This window comes from Porphyrobacter sp. TH134, from assembly GCF_002855495.1.
Taxonomy (GTDB): Bacteria; Pseudomonadota; Alphaproteobacteria; order Sphingomonadales; family Sphingomonadaceae; genus Erythrobacter.
Genome location: NZ_PKRO01000004.1, coordinates 14,027 through 34,053 on the forward strand (window position 1 = coordinate 14,027; position 20,027 = coordinate 34,053).

Here is a 20,027-nt window from a genome sequence, read left to right on the forward strand (position 1 = left end):
CAAGTTAAGTCCACTGCTCGCCGCTTGCCTCACGCGCCAGCAACGCTAAGTGGAGTGACAAACTGAGGGACCAACTGGGATCACCATGAACCAAAGACCGCTTTCTCCCCATTTGCAGGTGTGGCGCTGGGGGCCGCACATGCTGGTATCGATCCTTCACCGCGCGACGGGCGACGGCATGGCGCTGGTCGGCCTTGGCGTGCTGGTGTGGTGGCTGGGTGCACTGGCGAGCGGGGCCGAAGCCTATGCCACGTTCCAGGGCGCAATGGGCTCGCCGTTGGGCCTGCTGGTGCTGGTCGGCCTGTCGTGGGCGTTTTTCACGCACATGATGAGCGGGATGCGCCACTTCGTGCTCGATATCGGTGCGGGCTACGAATTGGATACCAACCGCATGTGGTCGATCGCGTCGCCGATCATCGCAATTGTTCTGACCGCGGCCTTCTGGGCCGTGATCCTGCTGCGCTGAGAGGGCAAGACTATGGGTAACGGTACTTCCATCGGACGCGTGCGGGGCCTGGGCGCGGCGCATCATGGCCCGCATCACTGGCTGGTGCAGCGCTTCACCGCGATCGGCAATGTGGTGCTGATGAGCTGGCTGCTGATCAGCTTGGCGCTGCTGGGCGATTATGGCTACGCCAGCATGGTCAAGTGGCTCTCGCAGCCAATCCCGGCGACCGCCATGATCCTGCTGGTGTTCAGCCTGTTCTGGCACGCCCGCCTCGGCCTGCAAGTGCTGATCGAGGATTACATCCATGACGCCGGCAGCAAGTTTGCTGCGATCTCGGCGCTTAATCTTGCAACCATTGGCGGCGGCGCGTTTGGCATTTTCAGCGTCGCTACGCTCGCATTCGGAGGTCAGGCCTGATGGCTACGTCAGCAGCACGCGGAACCGCAAATGATGTCGGCGGGGCGCATCTGAAGGGCGCCTATACGATCGTCGATCATACCTATGATGTGGTGGTGGTGGGCGCCGGCGGCAGCGGCCTGCGCGCCACGATGGGCGCGGCGGAAAGCGGCCTGCGCACGGCGAACATCTCCAAGGTGTTCCCCACCCGCAGCCACACGGTCGCCGCACAAGGCGGGATCGCCGCGTCGCTGGGCAACAACTCGCCCGACCACTGGACCTGGCATATGTATGACACCGTCAAGGGGTCGGACTGGCTGGGCGATCAGGACGCGATCGAATATCTCGCGCGCGAGGCGCCTGCTGCGGTTTACGAGCTGGAACACGCGGGCGTGCCCTTCAGCCGCAATGCCGATGGCACGATCTACCAGCGGCCGTTCGGCGGCCACATGCAGAACATGGGCGCCGGCCCGCCGGTGCAGCGCACCTGCGCCGCGGCTGACCGCACCGGCCACGCGATGCTCCACGCGCTCTACCAGCAGAGCCTGAAGTATGACGCGGACTTCTTCATCGAATATTTCGCGCTCGACCTCATCATGTCGGATGAAGGCGGGGAGCGGAAGTGCGTCGGCGTGATCGCCATGTGCCTCGATGACGGCAAGATCCACCGCTTCCGCGCGCAATCGGTCGTGCTGGCAACCGGGGGTTATGGCCGCTGCTATTACACCGCGACCTCGGCCCACACCTGCACCGGCGACGGCGGCGGGATGGTGCTGCGCGCAGGTCTGCCCTTGCAGGACATGGAGTTCGTGCAATTCCACCCCACCGGCATCTACGGCGCGGGCGTGCTGATCACCGAAGGCGCGCGCGGGGAGGGTGGCTATCTCACCAACTCCGAGGGCGAGCGCTTCATGGAGCGTTATGCCCCGTCCGCCAAGGACTTGGCGTCGCGTGACGTGGTGTCGCGTTCGATGGCGCTGGAAATGCGCGAAGGGCGCGGTGTCGGGCCCGAAGGCGATCACATCTACCTCCACCTCGATCACATTGATCCGAATGTGCTGGCCCAGCGCCTGCCGGGGATCACCGAAAGCGGGAAGATTTTCGCCGGTGTTGACCTCACCCGCCAGCCGCTGCCCGTTACCCCGACGGTGCATTACAACATGGGCGGTATCCCGTGTAACTATCACGGGCAGGTTGTGACGCTGGGGCCGGATGGCAATCCGGACACCGTGATCCCCGGCCTCTATGCCGTGGGCGAGGCGGCCTGCGTGTCGGTGCACGGGGCCAATCGCCTCGGCTCGAACTCGCTGATCGACCTCGTGGTGTTCGGCCGCGCAACCGGCCATCACCTCCGTGACAGCCTCAAGGCCAATGCCAAGCAGCCTGAACTGCCCGCTGACAGCGCCGATTTCGCGCTGACCCGGCTCGATCACTTCCGCTACGCGCAGGGCGGTTCGCCCACCGCGCAGATCCGGGCGGAAATGCAGAAGGCGATGCAGAAGCACTGCGCCGTGTTCCGCGACCAGAAGCTGATGGACGAAGGTGTGGCCAAACTGGCCGAGCAGAACAAGCGGATGGAAGACATCCACGTCACCGACAAGTCGCTGATCTGGAACAGCGACCTGATCGAGACGCTGGAACTCGACAACCTGATGAGCCAGGCCAACGTCACCATGGCATCGGCCGCCAACCGCAAGGAAAGCCGCGGCGCCCACGCGCACGAGGATTTCCCCGATCGCAACGATGCCGAATGGATGAAGCACACGATCGCCTGGTTCGACGGCTGGGGCGGGCGTGGCAGCAACAGCCGCATCGATTATCGCCCGGTGCACGAATACACGCTGACCGACGACATCAAGTATATCGAGCCCAAGGCGCGCGTTTATTGATCCGGCGCGTCATGGAATGACATTGAAGGCCCGGTCCCGAGAGGGATCGGGCCTTTGTCGTGATAGCAGGACGCTCGCCGCTTGACCGACGGTGTTCCGAAGGGCAGCCTGCGTCCCGATGAACAGGGGCAAGATCATCGCAGCGCTGCTGGCGGCATTGCTCGCCGCGCCGGTGTTGTCGCAATCCACCGCGCCCAATCCCAACCAGCCGCCGCCGCACACCGCACCGTTTCCTGATCTGGGCAGCGGCGAAACCCCGGCTGAACGGCGCAAGTCTTACGATCTCAGCCCCGAATTGCTGCGCGGGTTTACCGCTGGCCAGCTGCGTGAACAGCAGCGTCGCCTTGATGCCGCACTAGCCGCGCTGCCGCCGCAGACGCCGGGCGTGCCGGAAGCCTATGTCCTCACCATCGCGCTCGATAGCGATCCGGTGTTCGCGCGCGAGGCACGCGAGGCGGCGCGGGTGCTGGCGGCGCGTTACGGCGCGCAAAGCCGCACGCTGACGCTGGCCGGGCCGGACGGCACCCGCGACGATGCGCCGCACGCTTCGATCAGCGCGGCTCTGCTGGCCATCAGCCACATTGGCTCGGTGATGGACGGCAAGGAGGATGTGCTGGTGCTCTACACCACCAGCCACGGCATCGATCTGGGCCTTGCCTATCATTACGGCGACCATGGCTACGGCGTTTTGTCGCCCGCCAGCCTGAAGACCGCACTGGGGGAGGCCGGGATCGAGCGCCGGTTGCTGATCCTGTCGGCCTGTTATTCCGGGGTGTTTGTGCCCGTCCTCGCCAGCGCGGATACTGCAATCCTGACAGCGGCGGCCAGCACGCGCTCGTCATTCGGTTGCATGGCTGAAAATGACTGGACGTTCTTTGGTGATGCCCTGATCAACCGCGCGCTGCGCCAACCGGTTGCGCTGGATGAAGCGGCGCGCATGGCCGGGGCAGCGGTCGCCGAGTGGGAGGCCAAGGCGCGCTTTCTGGCGTCCCTGCCGCAGACCAGTATGGGGGCGGGGGCGAAGGTCTGGCTGGCCCAGCTTGAAGCCGGCAAGCCGCGCATCGCCAGTGCGCCGGTGGGGCGGCCTGCGTTCGACGAGGCGGCGCTGGGCGCCAAGGCGGCCGCCGGGCGCTCTGCTGCGCGCGACTGATGGGCGGGCGCGGGAGAAGCGCATCGCCACGTCATTCATCCGCCGCCGTCGCCCGTTCGGCGAAACGCTGGGTGGGTGCGGCGCCATTCAGCCAGGCGCAAGGTTTACAGATGTAGTCGATAAGACTACAGGTGTAATCACAAGCCGAGGGAGCGCCCGAGTGACCCCATCCGACGAAAATGCTGGCGAACGTATCACCGATGCCGAGCATGCGGTGATGGAGGCCTTGTGGGACCGCCCGCGCCAGACCGCGGCCGAGGTGTGCGATGAAGTTTGCGCCGCGCGCGATTGGAGCCTGGCGACGGTCAAGACGCTGTTATCGCGCCTCGTCCAGAAGGGCGCGATCGCCGCGGAGCCTGATGGCCGCCGGTTTTTATACACCCCGCTGATCGCGCGTGAGGCCTATGTCGGGGGCGAGAGCCGCCGCTTGGTCGACCGCCTGTTCGGCGGCAGCGCCGCATCGCTGGTCGCGCATCTGGCTGAAACCGAAGCGCTGACAGACAGCGACCTGGCCGAAATCGAGGCGCTGCTCAAGGAGTTGCGGCCATGACCGGGATGCTGCTCCACACGCTGGCATGGACGGGCGTGCTGATCGCTCTGGTGCTGGCGGCGCGGCGTCCGGTGACGCGGCATTTCGGGCCGGAAGCCGCCTATGCCTTGTGGGCGCTGCCGTTTGCGCGGCTGGTGCTGCCGCCGGTCACGCTGCCCGGCTGGATGGCGCCGGCGAAGGTCGATCCGGCCGCCGAGGTGCTGGCTGACGCTCCGCCGCTACCGGATGCGGCGTTCTGGCAGGCGGCAACTCCGGCGCCTGCTGGTGCCGTGCCCGCCCCGCTGACCGTGCCGATGGAGGCCGCACCGCCTGCCGGTTTCGATCTGTTGGCCATGCTGGCCGACTGGCCCTTTGCCGAGGCCGTGCTGCTGGTGTGGCTGGCGGGCGCGGCTGTGACCTTGTGGCGCCGCTTTGCCGCGTATTTCCGCCTGCGCGCGGACCTGCTGGCCGATGCCCGCGCGATGGGATCTGCGCCCGGCCTGCTGGGCAAGGTGCGTCTGATCGAAACCCCGGCGACCGGCGCGCCGCTGGCGATGGGGGTGCTTGACCCGGTGATTGCCTTGCCGCCCGGTTTTCTGGCGCTGCACGACCGCGAGGCGCGCGATCTGGCGTTGGCGCACGAATTGGCGCACCACCGCGGGGCGGACTTGCTGGTCAATGTGCTGGTGCAGCCGTTGTTTGCGCTGCACTGGTTCAACCCGCTGGGCCGCTATGGCTGGCTGGCGCTGCGGCGCGATCAGGAAGCGGCCTGCGATGCCCGCGTGATGGCGCGCCGATCGCCGCGCGAGCGGGCTGCCTATGCCGCGCTCATTGCCCGGTTCGCAGCCTTGCCCGGCGCTGCCCACAATGCGGCGCTGACCGCGCCGATGGCGTGTCCCGTGCTGGGCGAGAAATCGATCATCCACCGTCTGAGGAGCCTTGCCATGTCCGATCTGTCCCCCCGCCGCCGCTGGGCGGGCCGTGCGCTGCTGGGCGCAGGTCTGCTGGCGCTGCCGCTCACCGCCTCGATCAGCTATGCGGCGGGCGATCAGCCCGCGCCAGCCGCGCCAGCCGCGCCCGAAGCTCCACTGGCGCCCCAGCCACCTGCGCCGCCCGCGGCGCCTGCTCCGCTCGTGCCGGTTGCTGCGCCTGAGAGCCCTGAGGCCCCTTGGCCGGTGCAGCCACCCGAAGCGCCCGAAGCGCCCGAACCTTCCGTCACAGCCATGCGGGACCGCGAGATGGCCCATGATCGGCAACGGGCGGCCCATGATAGCCAATGGGCGGCGCATGATGCGGCAATGACCGCACACCTGCGCCGCGACCTTGCCCAGGCTGAGCATGATCTGGCCGATGTGCCCCGGCGCGTCAGTCAGGCCCTGGCTGATGCCGAGGCCGCCCGCGCGGAAGCGCCCAAGGTGATGGTGCTGAAGGACTGCACCTCGGCCTTTCGCGGTGAGGCCGAGGTGATGACCGGGCTGAACGGGCGGCAGACCGTGATGATCTGCCAGCCCCGTATTCCGGCGGCCGCCCGGCTTGGTCTGGAGCAGGCCCGCGCCGAGATTGCCCGCGATCCGGGCATCCCCGAACAGACCCGCGCAGCCTTGCTGCAAACGCTCGACCGCCAGATCGCGCGGTGGGCGCAGGCCGAAAGCTGAGCGGGAGCGGCCCGGCCGTTCCTATTTGGCAGCGCGGGGCCGGGCCGGGTAGGCGCAGCTCTTGCCCATGCCCAACCCCTTGAGGAAGGCGCGCCGGGCCATGCCGGCGGTGTAGGCTGCGCGCAGCTTGCGTTCGTTGCCGGCCGCGCCTGTCACTTCGCGCACGATCCCGCGAAACGGAATGATCGAGCCCACCACACTCTGCCCGATCCGCCCTTCGTTCAGCCGGTCGGTGTCTTTGGCTCCGGCGATGTCGTAATCCGCGCCAAGCACCTCATCGAGGGCGGCGATTTGCGTCACGATGGCGCTGCATTTCGCCAGCCCTGCGGCATTGTAGGGATTGCGCTCTGCCGCCAGCAGCACTTCGGGAATGTCGCGCCCGTCGATGTTGAGATCGCGCAGCGGGGTTTTGGCTACCTCGGTCACGTCCGGCTCGGCCATGACCTGAGCGGCTGCGGGTGCAGCGCTGGCGCAGGCGATCACGGCGATGGCCGCAAGATGCAGGGGGAGGGTGCGCGTCATATCCATCAGGTTCCTTCAAAAAATACGTCGCAGGCAGCATCGTCGCGGTGTTCCAGCCCCAGTTGCAGCGCCGCCATCCGTTGGCGGCTGGTGCCATGCGTGAAGCCTTCAGGGTTGACCGACTGCCCGGCATTGCGCTGCAACGTATCGTCTCCGATCGCGCTGGCAGCCTGCAATCCTTCTTCAAGGTCGCCAGGCTCGATAATGTTCCGATTCTTTCCGGCCCACATTCCGGCATAGCAATCGGCCTGCAGTTCCATTGCGACCTGCAAGCGGTTGGCCGCGCCCGGATTGCGCTGCTGTTCGCGCCGCACCTGCGCGGCAAGGCCGGTGATATTCTGGATGTGGTGGCCATATTCATGCGCGATCACATACAGCCGCGCAAAATCGCCGCCCGTGCCCGACATTTGCGCCAGCTGGTCGTAAAAGCTGGTGTCGATATAGATGCCCTTGTCCGCCGGGCAGTAGAACGGCCCCACCGCCGATGTCGCGCTGCCGCAGCCCTCAGTATCGACCCGGCCATTGCGATACAGATCAAGGAAAGGCTGTTCGAACGGGATGCCAGCCTGCGCAAAGCTGGCCTTCCATGTGGCATCAAGGCTGGTGAGCGCATTGCAGGCTTCGGTCGCATAGGCGCTGCTGGTGCAGACCTCCTGCGCGCTGAGGGTCTGCCCGCCGCCGCCGCTCCCGTCCTGGCCAGCGGGCGCGGTTTGCTGTTGCACGCTTTCAACCAGACCAATGGTCTGGGCCGGATCAAGCCCGAACACCACCGCACCGATCAGGGCGATCACCAGCGTGCCGCAGCCCAATCCGCCCGCACGGCCCATACCGCCGCCGCCGCCACCACTGGACCGGACATTGATTTGCGAGGTGTCGAACGGGCCTAACCGCATCAGTAAACTCCCTTTCATGGTGCCCATTCAGCAATTTGCTGGACAGGCGCGATACGTGCGGCAAAAGCAAAGCACGATGGCCTGAAGGTGCAGGAGAAGCGGCAAATGCTCAAGAACCGGCGTGCTCTCATCACCGGCTCAACTTCGGGGATTGGTCTGGCAATCGCCCGGGCGCTGGTGGCTGAAGGCGCCGAGGTCATCCTCAACGGCCTAGGCGATCCCGCTGAAATCGAAGCGCTTTGTGACGAATTGGGGGCGAGCTACAACGGCGCCAACCTGATGGATGCAGGCGCCATCGCGCAGATGATGGCCGATGTCGGCCCCATCGATATTCTCGTCAACAATGCCGGAATGCAACACGTCGCTGCGGTCGAGGATTTTCCGCCCGAAAAGTGGGATGCAATCATCGCCTTGAACCTTTCGGCGGCGTTCCACACCACGCGGGCCGCTGTGCCGGGGATGAAGGCGGCAGGCTGGGGGCGGATCATCAACACCGCCAGCGCCCATTCGCTCGCCGCCTCGCCGTTCAAGTGCGCCTATGTCGCGGCCAAGCATGGGCTGACCGGCTTTACCAAAACCATCGCGCTGGAATTGGCAACCTGCGGGATCACCGCCAATTGCATCTCGCCCGGATATGTCTGGACCCCGCTGGTCGAAAACCAGATCCCCGACACCATGGCCGCGCGCGGAATGACGCGCGATCAGGTGATGAATGACGTGCTGCTGGCCAAGCAGCCGACCAAAAGCTTCGTCCTGCCCGAAGATGTCGCCGCGCTGGCGGTGTTCCTGTGCGGCGATGCGGCGCGCAACATCACCGGCGCCAATTACACCATCGACGGGGGCTGGACCGCCGAATGAGCGCTGCGGGATGATCGGCGCGCGCGCCGCACTGCTGATGGCGGTGCTGGTCAGCCTGATGCTGACCGCTTGCGCCCGTGCACCGGTTGCCAGCCTGCCTGCTGACGAACGCAGCGCCATCGCCGCGCGGCTCAGGGCCGATATCGCGGTGCTGGCCGGCGATGATCTGATGGGCCGCAAGCCGGGCACGCCGGGCGGGCAGGCCGCTTCTGATTATATCGAGCAGCGCATGACCGAAATCGGCTTGGTGTCGGGCACCAATGATCCCGGTTCTTATTGGCGCTTGCCGGTCGATTTGCTGGCGACCCGGCCGGAAGGGGCCACGCTGACGCTGGGCAAGGGACGCCGCGCGGTCGTGATCGCGGATCGCGATGCAGCCGTGTTCACGCCGCGCCGCCGCGCGCTGGCGATTGGCGGGCCGGGCACGGGCGTGCCGGTGGTGTTTGTGGGCAATGGCGATGGGTCGGTGCTGGGCGATGCGCTGGCAGGCGCGGTGGCGGTGATGTTGGCCGATCCCGGCCGCGATGCCGCACGCCGCGATGCCTTGTTCCGGCAGCAGGCCACCGCTGTCGTCACTGTGCTGCCGGATGCCGCTGCGCTGGCCGAAGTGCGCCGCACGGAAAACCGCCCCCAGCTGCAACTCGCCGCCGACGAGCAGGATACGCTGGCGGCCTATATCACGGACGAGGCGCTGGCCGGGGTGATCGGCGCGCGCCGCTGGAGCAATCTGAAGCGCGAGGCGGCGCTGGCCGATTTTGCGCCGCTTGAACTCAATCTGGCGATCAGCATCGAGGCGACATCGGACCGGCGCGAGTTTGCCAGCCAGAATATCATCGGGATGATCCCCGGCAGCCAGCCGGGATCGGGCGCGGTGTTGCTGCTGGCGCATTGGGACCACCTTGGCGAATGCGGGGCGCCGGGCGCGATTGACCGCATCTGCAATGGCGCGGCGGACAATGCCAGCGGCGTGGCGATGCTGCTGGAACTGGGGCGGCGGCTGAAGCAAGGCCCGGCTTTGGGCCGCGATGTCTATTTCCTTGCCACCACCGCCGAAGAAGATGGCTTGCTGGGCATCCGCGCCTTTGTGCGCAATCCGCCGGTGCCCTTGGCAAGCATCGTTGCCGCCTTCAATCTCGACATGATGGCGGTTGCGCCCGCGGCAAGCCCGGTGGGCTTTATCGGGCGCGGACAGGCACCGCAGCTGGATGCGGTGATTCTGGATGGGATCACAGCCAGCGGCCGCGCGGTGGGCGATCAGGCGCTGGCGGACAGTTTCCTCCAGCGTCAGGATGGCTGGGCGCTGGTGCAGGCCGGTGTGCCAAGCGTGCTGCTCTCCACCAGCTATGGCTCGCGCGCGGTGCTGGATCCGTTTCTCCAGACCCGGTATCACCAGCCTTCGGACGAGGCTGACCGGATTGAACTCGGCGGGGCGATTGATGATCTGCTGCTGCACGAGACCATCATTCGGCAAATCGCCGATCCGGCCAGCTATCCGGCAAGCGCCGAAGCGCGCCCCTAGGTCTGGGCCCTAGCGCAATCGGGAAAGCGCGGTTACATGGGCCGCCACGATTCTCCCGCGCGCCGCCCGCGTGAAGAGAACCCTCTCCCGACTACAGAAAGTGGCGCCCATGGATATCCCGCTCGGTCTGACCTTTGATGATGTGCTGCTCCGTCCGGCGGAAAGCAGCGTCTTGCCGAGCATGGCGGATACCTCGACAAAGCTCACGCGTGAGATCGCGCTGAACATTCCGGTGCTGTCGAGCGCGATGGACACGGTGACCGAGGCCGACATGGCGATCGCGATGGCGCAGCTGGGCGGGATCGGGGTGCTCCACCGCAATCTCGATATTGACGCGCAGTGTGCTGCCGTGCGCGCGGTGAAGCGGTATGAGAGCGGCATGGTGGTCAACCCGATCACCATCCACCCCGATGCGACCCTGGGCGAAGCGCAGAGCCTGATGCAGCTCCACCGGATCAGCGGGATTCCCGTGGTCGATACCAGCGGCAAGCTCGCCGGGATCCTCACCAACCGCGATGTGCGTTTTGCGGAAAACCCTGCGCAGCCCGTGCGCGAGCTGATGACGACCGAAAACCTCGCCACCGTCTCGCTCGGCACCGGGCAGGAAGAGGCGCGCCGCCTGCTCCATGCGCGGCGGATCGAAAAGCTGCTGGTGGTCGATGATGCGTTCCATTGCATCGGCCTCATCACGGTCAAGGATATCGAGAAAGCGGTGAACTATCCGCACGCGACCAAGGACGGCACGGGCCGCTTGCGCGCGGCGGCGGCGACCACCGTGGGCGATGCGGGTTTCGCCCGCACCGAAGCGCTGGTGGATGCCGAGGTTGACGTGATCGTGATCGATACCGCCCACGGCCACAATATCGAAGTCGCCCGCGCGGTCGAACGGGTGAAGAAGTTGTCGAACCGGGTGCAGGTGATCGCCGGCAATGTCGCCACCGCCGAAGCGACCCGCGCGCTGGTGGATGCGGGGGCGGATGCAGTGAAGGTGGGCATCGGCCCCGGCTCGATCTGCACCACCCGCGTGGTCGCGGGCGTGGGCGTGCCGCAATTGACCGCGATCATGGAAAGCGCCGCCGAAGCGGCAAAGTCCGGCGTACCGGTGATCGCCGATGGCGGCCTGCGCACTTCGGGCGATGCGGCCAAGGCTCTGGCAGCGGGTGCATCCAGCGTGATGATCGGATCGATGCTGGCGGGCACCACGGAAAGCCCGGGCGAGGTGTTCCTCTATCAGGGCCGCTCGTACAAGGCGTATCGCGGTATGGGCTCTGTCGGCGCGATGGCGCGCGGCAGCGCCGACCGCTATTTCCAGCAGGATGTCAGCGCGATGAAGCTGGTGCCTGAAGGGATCGAAGGTCAGGTGCCGTTCAAGGGCCCGGCAGCGGACGTCGTCCACCAGCTGGTCGGCGGGATCAAGGCGGCGATGGGCTACACCGGATCGCGCACGATCACCGATTTGCAGGAACGCGCCAAGTTTGTGCGGATCACCAATGCGGGGCTTTCGGAAAGCCATGTGCACGATGTCGCGATCACCCGCGAAGCGCCGAATTACCCGACTCGGTAAGGCTGCGTGATCGAGATCATCCCTTGGATGCTGGTGCTTGTCTGGTGGGACCCCAAGGAGCCCGGCCGGTTCGAAGTCCAGCGCGAGCCGCATCTCTACGCGGATGAGGCGACCTGCCAGCTGTATGGAAATGAACGGGTCGCAGGAGTGAAGATGTACGATTACGAACACGGTTACGTGAAGGTCACGTACAAATGCCTGCCGGTGCCCAAGTCCGAGGAATTTGACCGGCTTTACGCCGATATCGACGAAGAGCGCCGCGAAGCGCAGGCGGCTGAGGCGGCGCAATCGGCGACACCATCGCCGGGCGAAGGGCAGTGACTCCCGCCGCACGCGTTCAGGCCGCGATCGAACTGCTCGACACGATCATTGCATCGGCGCGTGCCAAAGGCGCGCCGGCTGACCGGATCATCGCCGACTATTTCCGCGCCCGCCGCTATGCCGGGTCGAAAGACCGGCGCGCGGTGCGCGATCTGGTCTACCGGGCGATCCGCCTCTGCGGCCCCGTGCCTGCCAGCGGGCGGGCGGCGATGCTGGCTGTGGCGACGCAGGACGAAGCGGTGGCCGCGCTGTTCGACGGCTCTGCCCACGGCCCCGCACCGCGCGGCGAAAGCGAGGAAGCGGCAAATACCGGCCTTGCGCCCAAGTGGCTCGCGGCGGCACTGCGCGCATCAGGCCTTGGCGGGCGCGAGATTGCCGCACTGCTCGGCCGTGCGCCGCTCGACATCCGCGTCAACGCGCTGAAAGCCGACCGCGCCGATCTGACCCTTCCCGAACAGGGCGAGACGCTGGCATCGGCGCAGGGCCTGCGGTTTGCGACCGGCACCCCGGTCGAAACGTGGGACGCCTACACGCAAGGCCTGATCGAAGTGCAGGACCTCGGTAGCCAGCTCATCGTCGAGGCTTTGCCGATTGCGGCGGGCGACACGATTATCGACCTGTGCGCAGGCGGCGGCGGCAAGACGCTGGCGCTGGCCGCACGGCTTGGCAATGCGGCGAGCATCATCGCTGCGGATACCGACAAGCGCCGGCTGGGCAACCTCGCGCCGCGCGCCGCGCGGGCCGGCGCGGCGGTCGATCATACCGTTCTGCTTGATCCGGGCCGCGAGCTGCGCGCCCTTGGGCCGTGGGCGGGCAAGGCCGATCACGTGCTGATCGATGCGCCCTGTTCGGGCAGCGGCACCTGGCGGCGCAGCCCGGAAGGGCGCTGGCGGCTCGACCCGGCAGAACTCGCGCGGCTCAATGCCTTGCAGGACCATGTGCTCGATGTGGCAGCCCAGCTGGTGCGATCCGGCGGCGCGATCAGTTTTGTCACCTGTTCGGTGCTTGATGCCGAAGGCGCAGACCGGATCACCGCCTTTCTCTCCCGCCATCCCGGCTGGCGCAGCGAGCCCCTGACCCTCGGCCTTGGCCGCCCGCGCGGGGCCGGGATCAGGCTTGATCCGCTCCATGACGGCACGGATGGTTTTTTCATCGCGTGCTTGCGTTCACCATGATAGCCTAGCATCCTATGGAAGAGCCACCTGGTTCTGGTAACCACGCCCTGAAGGAGCTCCTGATGCGTTATGCGCCCGCTGCTGCCGTGCTGTCCCTGTGCCTTGCCATGACGGCGAGCATCAGCAGCGCAGGCGACGCCGGCGCGCCCGATCCCCGCGCTGCGAATCTGATCGCGCAGGGGCAGGCCGCCCTGGCCGCAGGCGAAACGCAGGGCGCTGTCGATGCCTTCGAAGCGGCTCTCGCCATCGATCCCGGCCATACGCCGATCTTCATCGACCTTGCCGAAGCCGCGCGCCAGCAGGGCCTGCAAGGCAAGGCGATTCGCTATTACCGCGAAGCGCTGGAGCGTGATCCGGGCAATTTCGCCGCGATCGCGGGTGAGGGCACGGCCCTGGTCGAAAAGGGCGCGCTGGAAAAGGCCAAGCGCAATCTGGCCAAGCTGCAATCCCTGTGCGGCGATGCCTGCCCTGAAACAGTGGCGCTGCAAACCACCATCGCGCGCGGGGTGCCGGCACGGCTGGCGGTGGAGAGCAAGGGCGACCCGGCGACCGCGTCGAACTGATCCGTCAGATCAGGCCCCGGAACTCCGCCAGCACCGCTTCATAGACTGCGCGTTTGAAGGGGATAATCAGCGCGGGCAGCTGTTCGGGTTCGATCCAGCGCCATTCATTGAATTCGGGCGGATTGTGGGCCGCAAGGTCAATGTCGGCATCCTCGCCCAGAAAGCGGCCCAGGAACCAATGTTGTTCCTGCCCGCGATATTTGCCCTTCCACACCCGGCCCTGCAATTCGGGCGGCAGATCATAGCAGATCGGCTGCGCGGTCTGGGCGATCACTTCGACCTTGTCGGGGCCGACCCCGATTTCCTCCGCCAGCTCGCGCAGGGCGGCGTCGCGCACATCCTCGCCCTTGTCGATCCCCCCTTGCGGCATTTGCCAGAAGCCGTGGGCTGACGGATCAATTCGCTGGCCGACGAAGACGAGGCCTTCGGCGTTCACCAGCATGAAGCCCGCGCAGGGACGGTAGGGAAGGTGATCGAAGCTCATGCGGGGTTCTCCAGCATGAAGCGCATCGCGGCGATGATGCGTTCAAGATCGGCTTGCGTGCTCGGCACTGCGCCTCGCAGGTTGGTGAAGGAATGGGTGACGCCGCGCATTTCCAAAAACAAGCAATCTCGCCCTGCGTCCACGAGCGCCTTGACATAGGCGCGGCCCGAATCGCGGATCGGATCAAGGCTGGCGGTGACAACGATGGTGGGCGGCGCGGTGTCGTGCTGCCCGAGGATGGGGAAGCCGCGCGGGTCGGCGCGGTCGGCGCCGTAGGCTGCATCGAAAAAGCCCATGGTATCGGCGGTGAGGAGGTATCCTTCGCTGAAGGCTGCCATGCTGGCCGAACCATTGGCATCGGCGACCAGCGGGAAGATCGGAACTTGCAGCACCACCGGCACCGCAGCGGGGCTGGCGGCTAGAAGCTGGCCGACGACCACGGTTGCATTGCCGCCGGCGCTGTCGCCGATGGTGATGATCCCGCTGGCCGTGCGGCCGAGTTCCGCCGGGCTGCCTGCCACCCACCGCGTCGCTGCTTCGCAATCAAGGATCGCAGCAGGGAAGGGCGCTTCTGGCGCGAGGGCATAATGCACCGCCACCAGCGGCAGATCGATCAGCGCCGCGATTTCGGTGCAGAGCGCGTGGTGGGTATCGAGATCGCCGATCACGAACCCGCCGCCGTGGAAGAACATGATGACGGGCGAGGCTTCCTCGCGGCTTTCGCGCGCGTCGTACAGGCGCAGCGGAATATCGCCATTCGGACCGGGGCAGGCAAGATCGCGGATCACGGGAAGCGCGCGCGCCGGGCGATCAGCAATGCCATGCATCGCCACATAGGATTGCCGCGCCTCGGCCAGCGTCATGTCGGCCAGCTTCGGCCCGGCGACCTGCGCCATCATGTCGAGGAAGGCCTTCATGTCGGGGCGGATAAAGGGCGCATCGGTCATCGTGGTTCTCTCCCGTTTGTGGCGCTGCGATAGGCGAGTGCGCCCCAAACTTCCAAGCGCATTTGCACTCGCGTGATCGGCAGAGCCGCGCTAGCCAGTGCAGCGATGGACAATCTGACACATAGCCTCGTCGGCGCGGTTCTGGGACAGGCGGGGCTGAAGCGCACCACGGGGCTCGCCATGCCGGCGCTGATCATCGGCGCGAACCTGCCGGATGTGGATGCGGCGTGTTTCTTCTGGCTGGAGGGGACCGAGCATCTGGCCTTCCGCCGCGGCATCACCCACGGCCCGCCCGCGCTGGTGCTGCTGCCGCTGATCTTGGCGGGACTGCTATGGGCGTTCGACCGCTGGCAGACCCGGCGTGGCAACCGGCCCGAGGCGCGGTTGCCCGTGCGGTTTGGCTGGCTTTACGCGATGGCGTTTATCGGGTGCCTCAGCCACCCGTTCTTTGACTGGCTGAACGTTTACGGCATCCGCCTGCTGGAGCCGTTTTCCTCGCGGTGGTTCTACGGCGATACGCTGTTCATCATCGACCCGTGGCTGTGGGCGCTGCTGATCGCGAGCGTGTGGGTGTCGCGGCGGCGGGAGAAGGCTGGGGGCGAGTGGATGCGGCCTGCGCGGGTGGGGATCGCGGCGGTGCTGGCGTATATTGGGGTGAACGAGGCGATCACCTGGCTCGCCCGGTTCAGTATCCCGATGCAGGAGCCTTATCCGCAGGAATACATCGCCAGCCCGGTCCCGCTCGCCTTCTGGCAGCGCGAGCGGCTTGCACGCATTGTGCAAGGGCAGTGGATCGGCAGCACCTGGGACGGCGCTGATTTCGGATATGGTTACGCCCACTCGCCGGAACCGCAATGCCGTCTTCCCGACCTCACCATCGCCCGCCGCTCCAACACCCAACTCGACGCCTTCCTGTTCTGGTCGCGCGCGCCCTTCCTCACCCGTGCGCCCGATGGCTCGGTGGTGCTAGGCGACGCCCGCTTCACCGATCCGCGGGTGGGGGACAGGTTTGCCCTCGCGCTACCGGATGTGAAGTGCGAACCCTTGCCATAGCCCGTCATGCTGAACTTGTTTCAGCATCCATCGTGCCCCATCCAACCGACAGTGCGAGAAAAGGAATGGATCCTGAAACAAGTTCAGGATGATGGGAACGGGAAATCCAACATTTGAAGGTGAAACAAGTTCAGCATGACGGCGTTGGTGGGGAAACGCGAACTCAGAGAGACACATGACCCAACTCGTATGGCTGCGGCGCGATCTGCGCTTGGCCGATAACCCCGCGCTCTATCACGCCGCCAAGGCTGGGCCTGTCATCGCTGTCTACGTCCTCGATGACGAAAGCCCCAAGCACCACGCCTATGGCGGGGCCTCGCGCTGGTGGCTGCATCATTCGCTCAGCAGCCTTGCGAAGCGCCTCGAAGCCAAGGGCAGCCGCCTGATCCTGCGGCGCGGCGAGGCCGTGGCGGAATTGACCAAGCTGGCGGAAGAGACCGGCGCGGCGGCCATCCACGCCAACTGCCATTATGAACCCTGGTGGCTCAATGCCGAGCGCAAGCTGGCAAAGACGCTTGATCTCAAACTCCATCACGGCAATTACCTGATGGTGCCCGGCAGCATCACCACCGGCACCGGCGGACAGTACAAGATCTACACCCCCTTCAGCCGCGCCGTCCGCGCCGAGTTCCCGCCGCGCGCCGAGGTTCCTGCGCCCGAAAAGCTCGAAGCCCCCGCCAACTGGCTCGCCAGCGACGATCTGGCCGCGTGGAATCTCCTTCCCACCAAGCCCGATTGGGCCGGGGGATTGCGCGATTTCTGGCAAGTGGGCGAGGACGCCGCCCACGCCCGCCTTGCCGCATGGGCCGCGGACGTCGACGACTATGACGACAAGCGCAACCTGCCGAGCGTGGACAAGGTCTCGCGCCTGTCGCCGCATCTGCATTTTGGCGAAATCAGCCCCATCCAGATCTGGCATGCTTTCAAGGACCGCACCTCCAAAGGCTGGGAAACCTATGAGAGCGAGCTGATCTGGCGCGACTATTCGCAGAACGCGGTCCTGCAATTCCCCAAGTATGCGACGCAGAACTACCGTGAGGATTTCGACCGCTTCCCCTGGCGCGATCCTGCCACCGACGAAGCCGCCGCGCGCGACCTGAAGGCGTGGCAGGAGGGCCGCACCGGCTATCCGATTGTCGATGCCGGGATGCGCCAGCTCTACCAGACCGGGTGGATGCACAACCGCGTGCGGATGATCACCGCGAGCTTTCTCATCAAGCACCTGCTGATCGACTGGCGCGAGGGCGAGAAGTGGTTCTGGGATTGCTTGTGCGATGCCGACTACGGGTCGAACGCCACCAATTGGCAGTGGACGGCGGGTACAGGGGTGGACAGCAACATGTTCAGCCGGATCATGGCGCCGCTCTCCCAATCCGAAAAGTTCGATGCCGCGCGCTATATCCGCACCTATGTGCCGGAACTGAAAGGGCTGGAGGCGCCTTACGTGCATGATCCCGAAGAATTCGGACGCAGGCCTTCAGGCTATCCGCGCAAGATCGTCGCCCACCGGGCCGCGCGAGAGCGGGCGTTGGCTGCGTTGAAGACGATCAAGGCTGGATAGGCGGGGCTTGCCCGCACGCCCCGCGCGGGCCTATGCACCGCTCACAACACAAGACGAGAGGGTGACATGATGGGCGTGAAGAACGGGTTGCTGGCAGGCGTCGCGGTGGCCTTTGCGCTGACCGGGCTCGCGCCGGTCCACGCCCAAACGGCCAAGGATGCGCCGGCGCTGGCGGTGCCGCCGCAATATCCCGAAACGCCCGCCGCGCGGCTGACCCAGCCGCCGCCGCGCGATCCGTCCGAATTGCAGGTCTTGTTCTGGAACAACGAACAGCGCGCCGAGCGTTTCCGGGCGATGGAGCAGTGGTTTGCCGGACACGAGGTCCCCGCCGCCACAACCCCGCGCGCGCTGCCGCCCGGCGCACCGCTTGGCGCAGCGCTCCAGGACGAAATCAAGGCGCTGATGGCCGAAACGGGCACGGCCGGGGTGATGGTGCTGGTCGATGGCAAGGTCGCGTTTGAACATTATGGCTCGGGCCTCGGCCCCAAGGACCGCTGGACCAGTTTCTCGGTCGCCAAGAGCTTCACCTCGACGCTGCTCGGCGCGGCGGTGAAGGACGGGTTCCTGACCCTTGATGACCCCGTGACCAAGCATATCCCCGGCCTTGCGGGCAGCGCCTATGACGGCGTCACCGTCAGGCAGGTGGCGACCATGACCAGCGGGGTGAAGTGGAACGAGGATTACACTGATCCCAAGTCTGACGTCGCGCAGATGAACCGCTTCGTGGTGGAATATGGCGCGGACGCGATTGTCGCGCAGATGAAGGCGTTGCCGCGGGAAGCGGAGCCGGGCGCGAAGTGGGTTTACAAGACCGGTGAGACCAACCTGATCGGCCTACTGGTCGAAAATGCGGTGGGCCAGCCGCTGGCCGAATATGCCAAGGCCAAGATCATCGATCCGGCCGGCTTTGCGGGCGGTCTGTTCTGGATGGTCGATCCGCGCGGCGGCAATATCGGCGGGTGCTGCCTGTCAATCACGCTCGCCGACTATGCCCGCATGGGGCAGTTCGTGCTTGAAGGGGGCAAAGGCATGGTGCCCGGCGGCTGGTTTGCCGAGGCAACGGGTAGCGCGGTCGACTTTGGCGACAGCGGGTTCGGCTATGGCTACCAGTGGTGGACCTATCCGGAAGGCACCGTCGGCGCGCAAGGCATCTTCGGTCAGGCGATCACGCTGTTCCCTGACAAGCAGGTTGTGGTTGCCTATATCGGCAACTGGGCCACAGCCAGCGGCGGGGCCGAACGCGGGCAGTTGCTGGATCTGAGCCGCAAGCTTGCTGCCCAAGCCAAATAAAGCGGCGGCGGGATGCCGTCAGATGACCTGGCGGTAAATCCCGACATTGCTGTAGCGTTGCAGGATATTGTCATGCACGATCGGGCTGAGCAGTTCCGAAAAGGCGCAGCCGACAATGCAATTGTCCCACCACACCACCTCGGCCTGAAGCGCTTCGAGACCGGGCAGGGTCAGCCAGCACAACTGGCCTTCATGCATCCGGTTGATCGAAGCGGCCGAAAAGCCCGAGATCGACAGGTCGTGAACCACGCTCTGGAAGGCGCGTCCGCCCGACGCGCGCAAGGTGGCCGGGATGGTCAGACGGGTGCGGGGTCCGCACCGGTCTTCCTGCGATGCTGTACGATAGGGATCCGAGCTCTGCGGCATAGCATCAACCTTTGTTCTGGAGCCTGCGGTCGCTGTGGGCGGGAGAGGCTGCGCAGGACGATGCGCCCCACATTGTTAAGTGCAGGTGACCATTAAGGGTTAATACCTAGGTAAGGAAAACTTGGTCAGTCGATCCGTTCGCGGTGCAGTTCGTCGAATCCTTCGACCAGCAGCGCCACCAGGCGATCCGCCACCACTTCGGGGGGCTTGACCTTGGCCGGATCCTCACCCGGATAGGCCCGCGCGCGCATTTCGGTGCGGGTTGCACCGGGATCGATGATCGCCACACGCAAAGGCGACAGGCGCTCAACCTCGGCGGCATAGGTTGCCAGCAGGTTCTCGAACGCGGCCTTGGTGGCGGCATAGGCGCCCCAATAGGGCCGGGGCGATGCACCCACGCTGCTGGTCAGCCCGATGATCCGGCCCGCAGGCGCGCGGCGCAGCAGCGGATCGAAGCCGGCGATCAGCGCCTGCGTGGCGACCACATTGGTCAGCAGCGCCTGATTGAACTGCTTGGGCTCCATCTGCGAGGCCGGGGTCAGCTCGGGCAGATAAGCAGCGGCCAGCACCATGATATCCAGCGTTTGCCAGCGGCCAGCGATGGCTTCGGCCAGCCGGGTCACGGCGTCAGGTTCGGTCAGGTCGACCGGCGCAATGGTCGATGTGCCGCCCGCGGCGTGGATCGCATCCTCGACCGCTTCGAGCGCCTTGACCTTGCGGGCCACCAGAATGACGTGCGCACCGGCGCTCGCCAGCGCAAGGGCCGTGGCAGCGCCAATGCCGCGGCTTGCGCCGGTGACAAGCGCGGTGCGGCCGGAAAGCGGAAGGCTGGTATCGGTCATGG

21 protein-coding genes are annotated in these 20,027 nt (G+C 66.0%); 15 read left to right on the forward strand and 6 right to left on the reverse strand.

What is annotated here, in order from left to right; translation table 11 throughout:
• Positions 1 to 85: 85 nt before the first annotated feature.
• From sdhC to C0V72_RS02920, 6 genes are all read left to right on the forward strand, one after another.
• Positions 86 to 466: a succinate dehydrogenase, cytochrome b556 subunit gene (gene sdhC / locus C0V72_RS02895; RefSeq protein WP_101791723.1), complete on the forward strand. Its 381-nt coding sequence runs from the start codon at positions 86 to 88 to the stop codon at positions 464 to 466.
• Positions 467 to 478: 12 nt separating this feature from the next.
• Complete coding sequence (gene sdhD, locus C0V72_RS02900; RefSeq protein WP_101791724.1) at positions 479 to 865, forward strand: succinate dehydrogenase, hydrophobic membrane anchor protein; 387 nt, start codon at positions 479 to 481, stop codon at positions 863 to 865.
• The gene (gene sdhA, locus C0V72_RS02905) at positions 865 to 2,733 is read left to right on the forward strand and encodes a succinate dehydrogenase flavoprotein subunit (RefSeq protein WP_101791725.1); all 1,869 of its coding nucleotides are present in this window, start codon (positions 865 to 867) and stop codon (positions 2,731 to 2,733) included. Before sdhD ends, sdhA begins: the two co-directional genes overlap by 1 nt.
• A gap of 118 nt (positions 2,734 to 2,851) precedes the next feature.
• Positions 2,852 to 3,883, forward strand: a complete 1,032-nt coding sequence (locus C0V72_RS02910) for a C13 family peptidase (RefSeq protein ID WP_101791726.1) — start codon at positions 2,852 to 2,854, stop codon at positions 3,881 to 3,883.
• Positions 3,884 to 4,043: 160 nt separating this feature from the next.
• Positions 4,044 to 4,433: a BlaI/MecI/CopY family transcriptional regulator gene (locus C0V72_RS02915; RefSeq protein WP_101791727.1), complete on the forward strand. Its 390-nt coding sequence runs from the start codon at positions 4,044 to 4,046 to the stop codon at positions 4,431 to 4,433.
• Positions 4,430 to 6,067 carry a M56 family metallopeptidase gene (locus C0V72_RS02920; RefSeq protein ID WP_101791728.1) on the forward strand — a complete coding sequence of 546 codons (1,638 nt, stop codon included), beginning with the start codon at positions 4,430 to 4,432 and terminating at the stop codon, positions 6,065 to 6,067. The genes C0V72_RS02915 and C0V72_RS02920 overlap by 4 nt, the downstream gene beginning before the upstream one ends.
• A gap of 21 nt (positions 6,068 to 6,088) precedes the next feature.
• On the opposite strand, the gene C0V72_RS02925 is transcribed toward C0V72_RS02920, so the two are convergent.
• Both C0V72_RS02925 and ypfJ read right to left on the reverse strand, forming a co-directional pair.
• Complete coding sequence (locus C0V72_RS02925; RefSeq protein WP_101791829.1) at positions 6,089 to 6,589, reverse strand: hypothetical protein; 501 nt, start codon at positions 6,587 to 6,589, stop codon at positions 6,089 to 6,091.
• Between the two features lie 5 nt (positions 6,590 to 6,594).
• Positions 6,595 to 7,482, reverse strand: a complete 888-nt coding sequence (gene ypfJ, locus C0V72_RS02930) for a KPN_02809 family neutral zinc metallopeptidase (RefSeq protein ID WP_101791729.1) — start codon at positions 7,480 to 7,482, stop codon at positions 6,595 to 6,597.
• A gap of 105 nt (positions 7,483 to 7,587) precedes the next feature.
• Here ypfJ and C0V72_RS02935 point away from each other — a divergent pair, with 105 nt between their 5' ends.
• The 6 genes from C0V72_RS02935 to C0V72_RS02960 all read left to right on the forward strand — a co-directional run bounded on the left by C0V72_RS02935 (position 7,588) and on the right by C0V72_RS02960 (position 13,482).
• Positions 7,588 to 8,340, forward strand: a complete 753-nt coding sequence (locus tag C0V72_RS02935; RefSeq protein WP_101791730.1) for a 3-hydroxybutyrate dehydrogenase — start codon at positions 7,588 to 7,590, stop codon at positions 8,338 to 8,340.
• 10 nt (positions 8,341 to 8,350) lie between these two features.
• Positions 8,351 to 9,859 (forward strand): M28 family peptidase, encoded by a 1,509-nt coding sequence (locus tag C0V72_RS02940; protein WP_101791731.1) that lies wholly within the window; start codon positions 8,351 to 8,353, stop codon positions 9,857 to 9,859.
• A gap of 109 nt (positions 9,860 to 9,968) precedes the next feature.
• The gene (guaB, locus tag C0V72_RS02945) at positions 9,969 to 11,423 is read left to right on the forward strand and encodes an IMP dehydrogenase (RefSeq protein WP_101791732.1); all 1,455 of its coding nucleotides are present in this window, start codon (positions 9,969 to 9,971) and stop codon (positions 11,421 to 11,423) included.
• Positions 11,424 to 11,429: 6 nt separating this feature from the next.
• On the forward strand, positions 11,430 to 11,744 hold the full coding sequence (locus tag C0V72_RS02950; protein WP_101791733.1) for a hypothetical protein: 315 nt from the start codon (positions 11,430 to 11,432) through the stop codon (positions 11,742 to 11,744).
• Entirely contained in the window at positions 11,741 to 12,919 is a 1,179-nt protein-coding gene (locus tag C0V72_RS02955; protein WP_101791734.1) for an RsmB/NOP family class I SAM-dependent RNA methyltransferase, read from the forward strand. Before C0V72_RS02950 ends, C0V72_RS02955 begins: the two co-directional genes overlap by 4 nt.
• A 62-nt stretch (positions 12,920 to 12,981) precedes the next feature.
• Positions 12,982 to 13,482: a tetratricopeptide repeat protein gene (locus C0V72_RS02960; protein WP_172438886.1), complete on the forward strand. Its 501-nt coding sequence runs from the start codon at positions 12,982 to 12,984 to the stop codon at positions 13,480 to 13,482.
• A 4-nt stretch (positions 13,483 to 13,486) separates the two neighbouring features.
• Here the strand turns inward: C0V72_RS02960 and C0V72_RS02965 are convergent, their stop codons facing one another.
• Positions 13,487 to 13,966 (reverse strand): RNA pyrophosphohydrolase, encoded by a 480-nt coding sequence (locus C0V72_RS02965; protein WP_101791736.1) that lies wholly within the window; start codon positions 13,964 to 13,966, stop codon positions 13,487 to 13,489.
• Complete coding sequence (locus C0V72_RS02970; protein ID WP_101791737.1) at positions 13,963 to 14,913, reverse strand: alpha/beta hydrolase; 951 nt, start codon at positions 14,911 to 14,913, stop codon at positions 13,963 to 13,965. Before C0V72_RS02970 ends, C0V72_RS02965 begins: the two co-directional genes overlap by 4 nt.
• Positions 14,914 to 15,018: 105 nt before the next feature.
• On the opposite strand from C0V72_RS02970, the gene C0V72_RS02975 reads away from it, so the two are divergent.
• The 3 genes from C0V72_RS02975 to C0V72_RS02985 all read left to right on the forward strand — a co-directional run bounded on the left by C0V72_RS02975 (position 15,019) and on the right by C0V72_RS02985 (position 18,817).
• Positions 15,019 to 15,966 carry a metal-dependent hydrolase gene (locus tag C0V72_RS02975; protein ID WP_101791738.1) on the forward strand — a complete coding sequence of 316 codons (948 nt, stop codon included), beginning with the start codon at positions 15,019 to 15,021 and terminating at the stop codon, positions 15,964 to 15,966.
• A 175-nt stretch (positions 15,967 to 16,141) separates the two neighbouring features.
• Entirely contained in the window at positions 16,142 to 17,527 is a 1,386-nt protein-coding gene (locus C0V72_RS02980) for a cryptochrome/photolyase family protein (RefSeq protein WP_101791739.1), read from the forward strand.
• A gap of 69 nt (positions 17,528 to 17,596) precedes the next feature.
• The gene (locus tag C0V72_RS02985) at positions 17,597 to 18,817 is read left to right on the forward strand and encodes a serine hydrolase domain-containing protein (protein WP_101791830.1); all 1,221 of its coding nucleotides are present in this window, start codon (positions 17,597 to 17,599) and stop codon (positions 18,815 to 18,817) included.
• A gap of 18 nt (positions 18,818 to 18,835) precedes the next feature.
• Here C0V72_RS02985 and C0V72_RS02990 read toward each other — a convergent pair whose 3' ends face one another.
• Both C0V72_RS02990 and C0V72_RS02995 read right to left on the reverse strand, forming a co-directional pair.
• Positions 18,836 to 19,183: a PilZ domain-containing protein gene (locus C0V72_RS02990; protein ID WP_101791740.1), complete on the reverse strand. Its 348-nt coding sequence runs from the start codon at positions 19,181 to 19,183 to the stop codon at positions 18,836 to 18,838.
• 125 nt (positions 19,184 to 19,308) lie between these two features.
• Positions 19,309 to 20,025 (reverse strand): SDR family NAD(P)-dependent oxidoreductase, encoded by a 717-nt coding sequence (locus C0V72_RS02995; protein ID WP_101791741.1) that lies wholly within the window; start codon positions 20,023 to 20,025, stop codon positions 19,309 to 19,311.
• Positions 20,026 to 20,027: the final 2 nt, after the last annotated feature.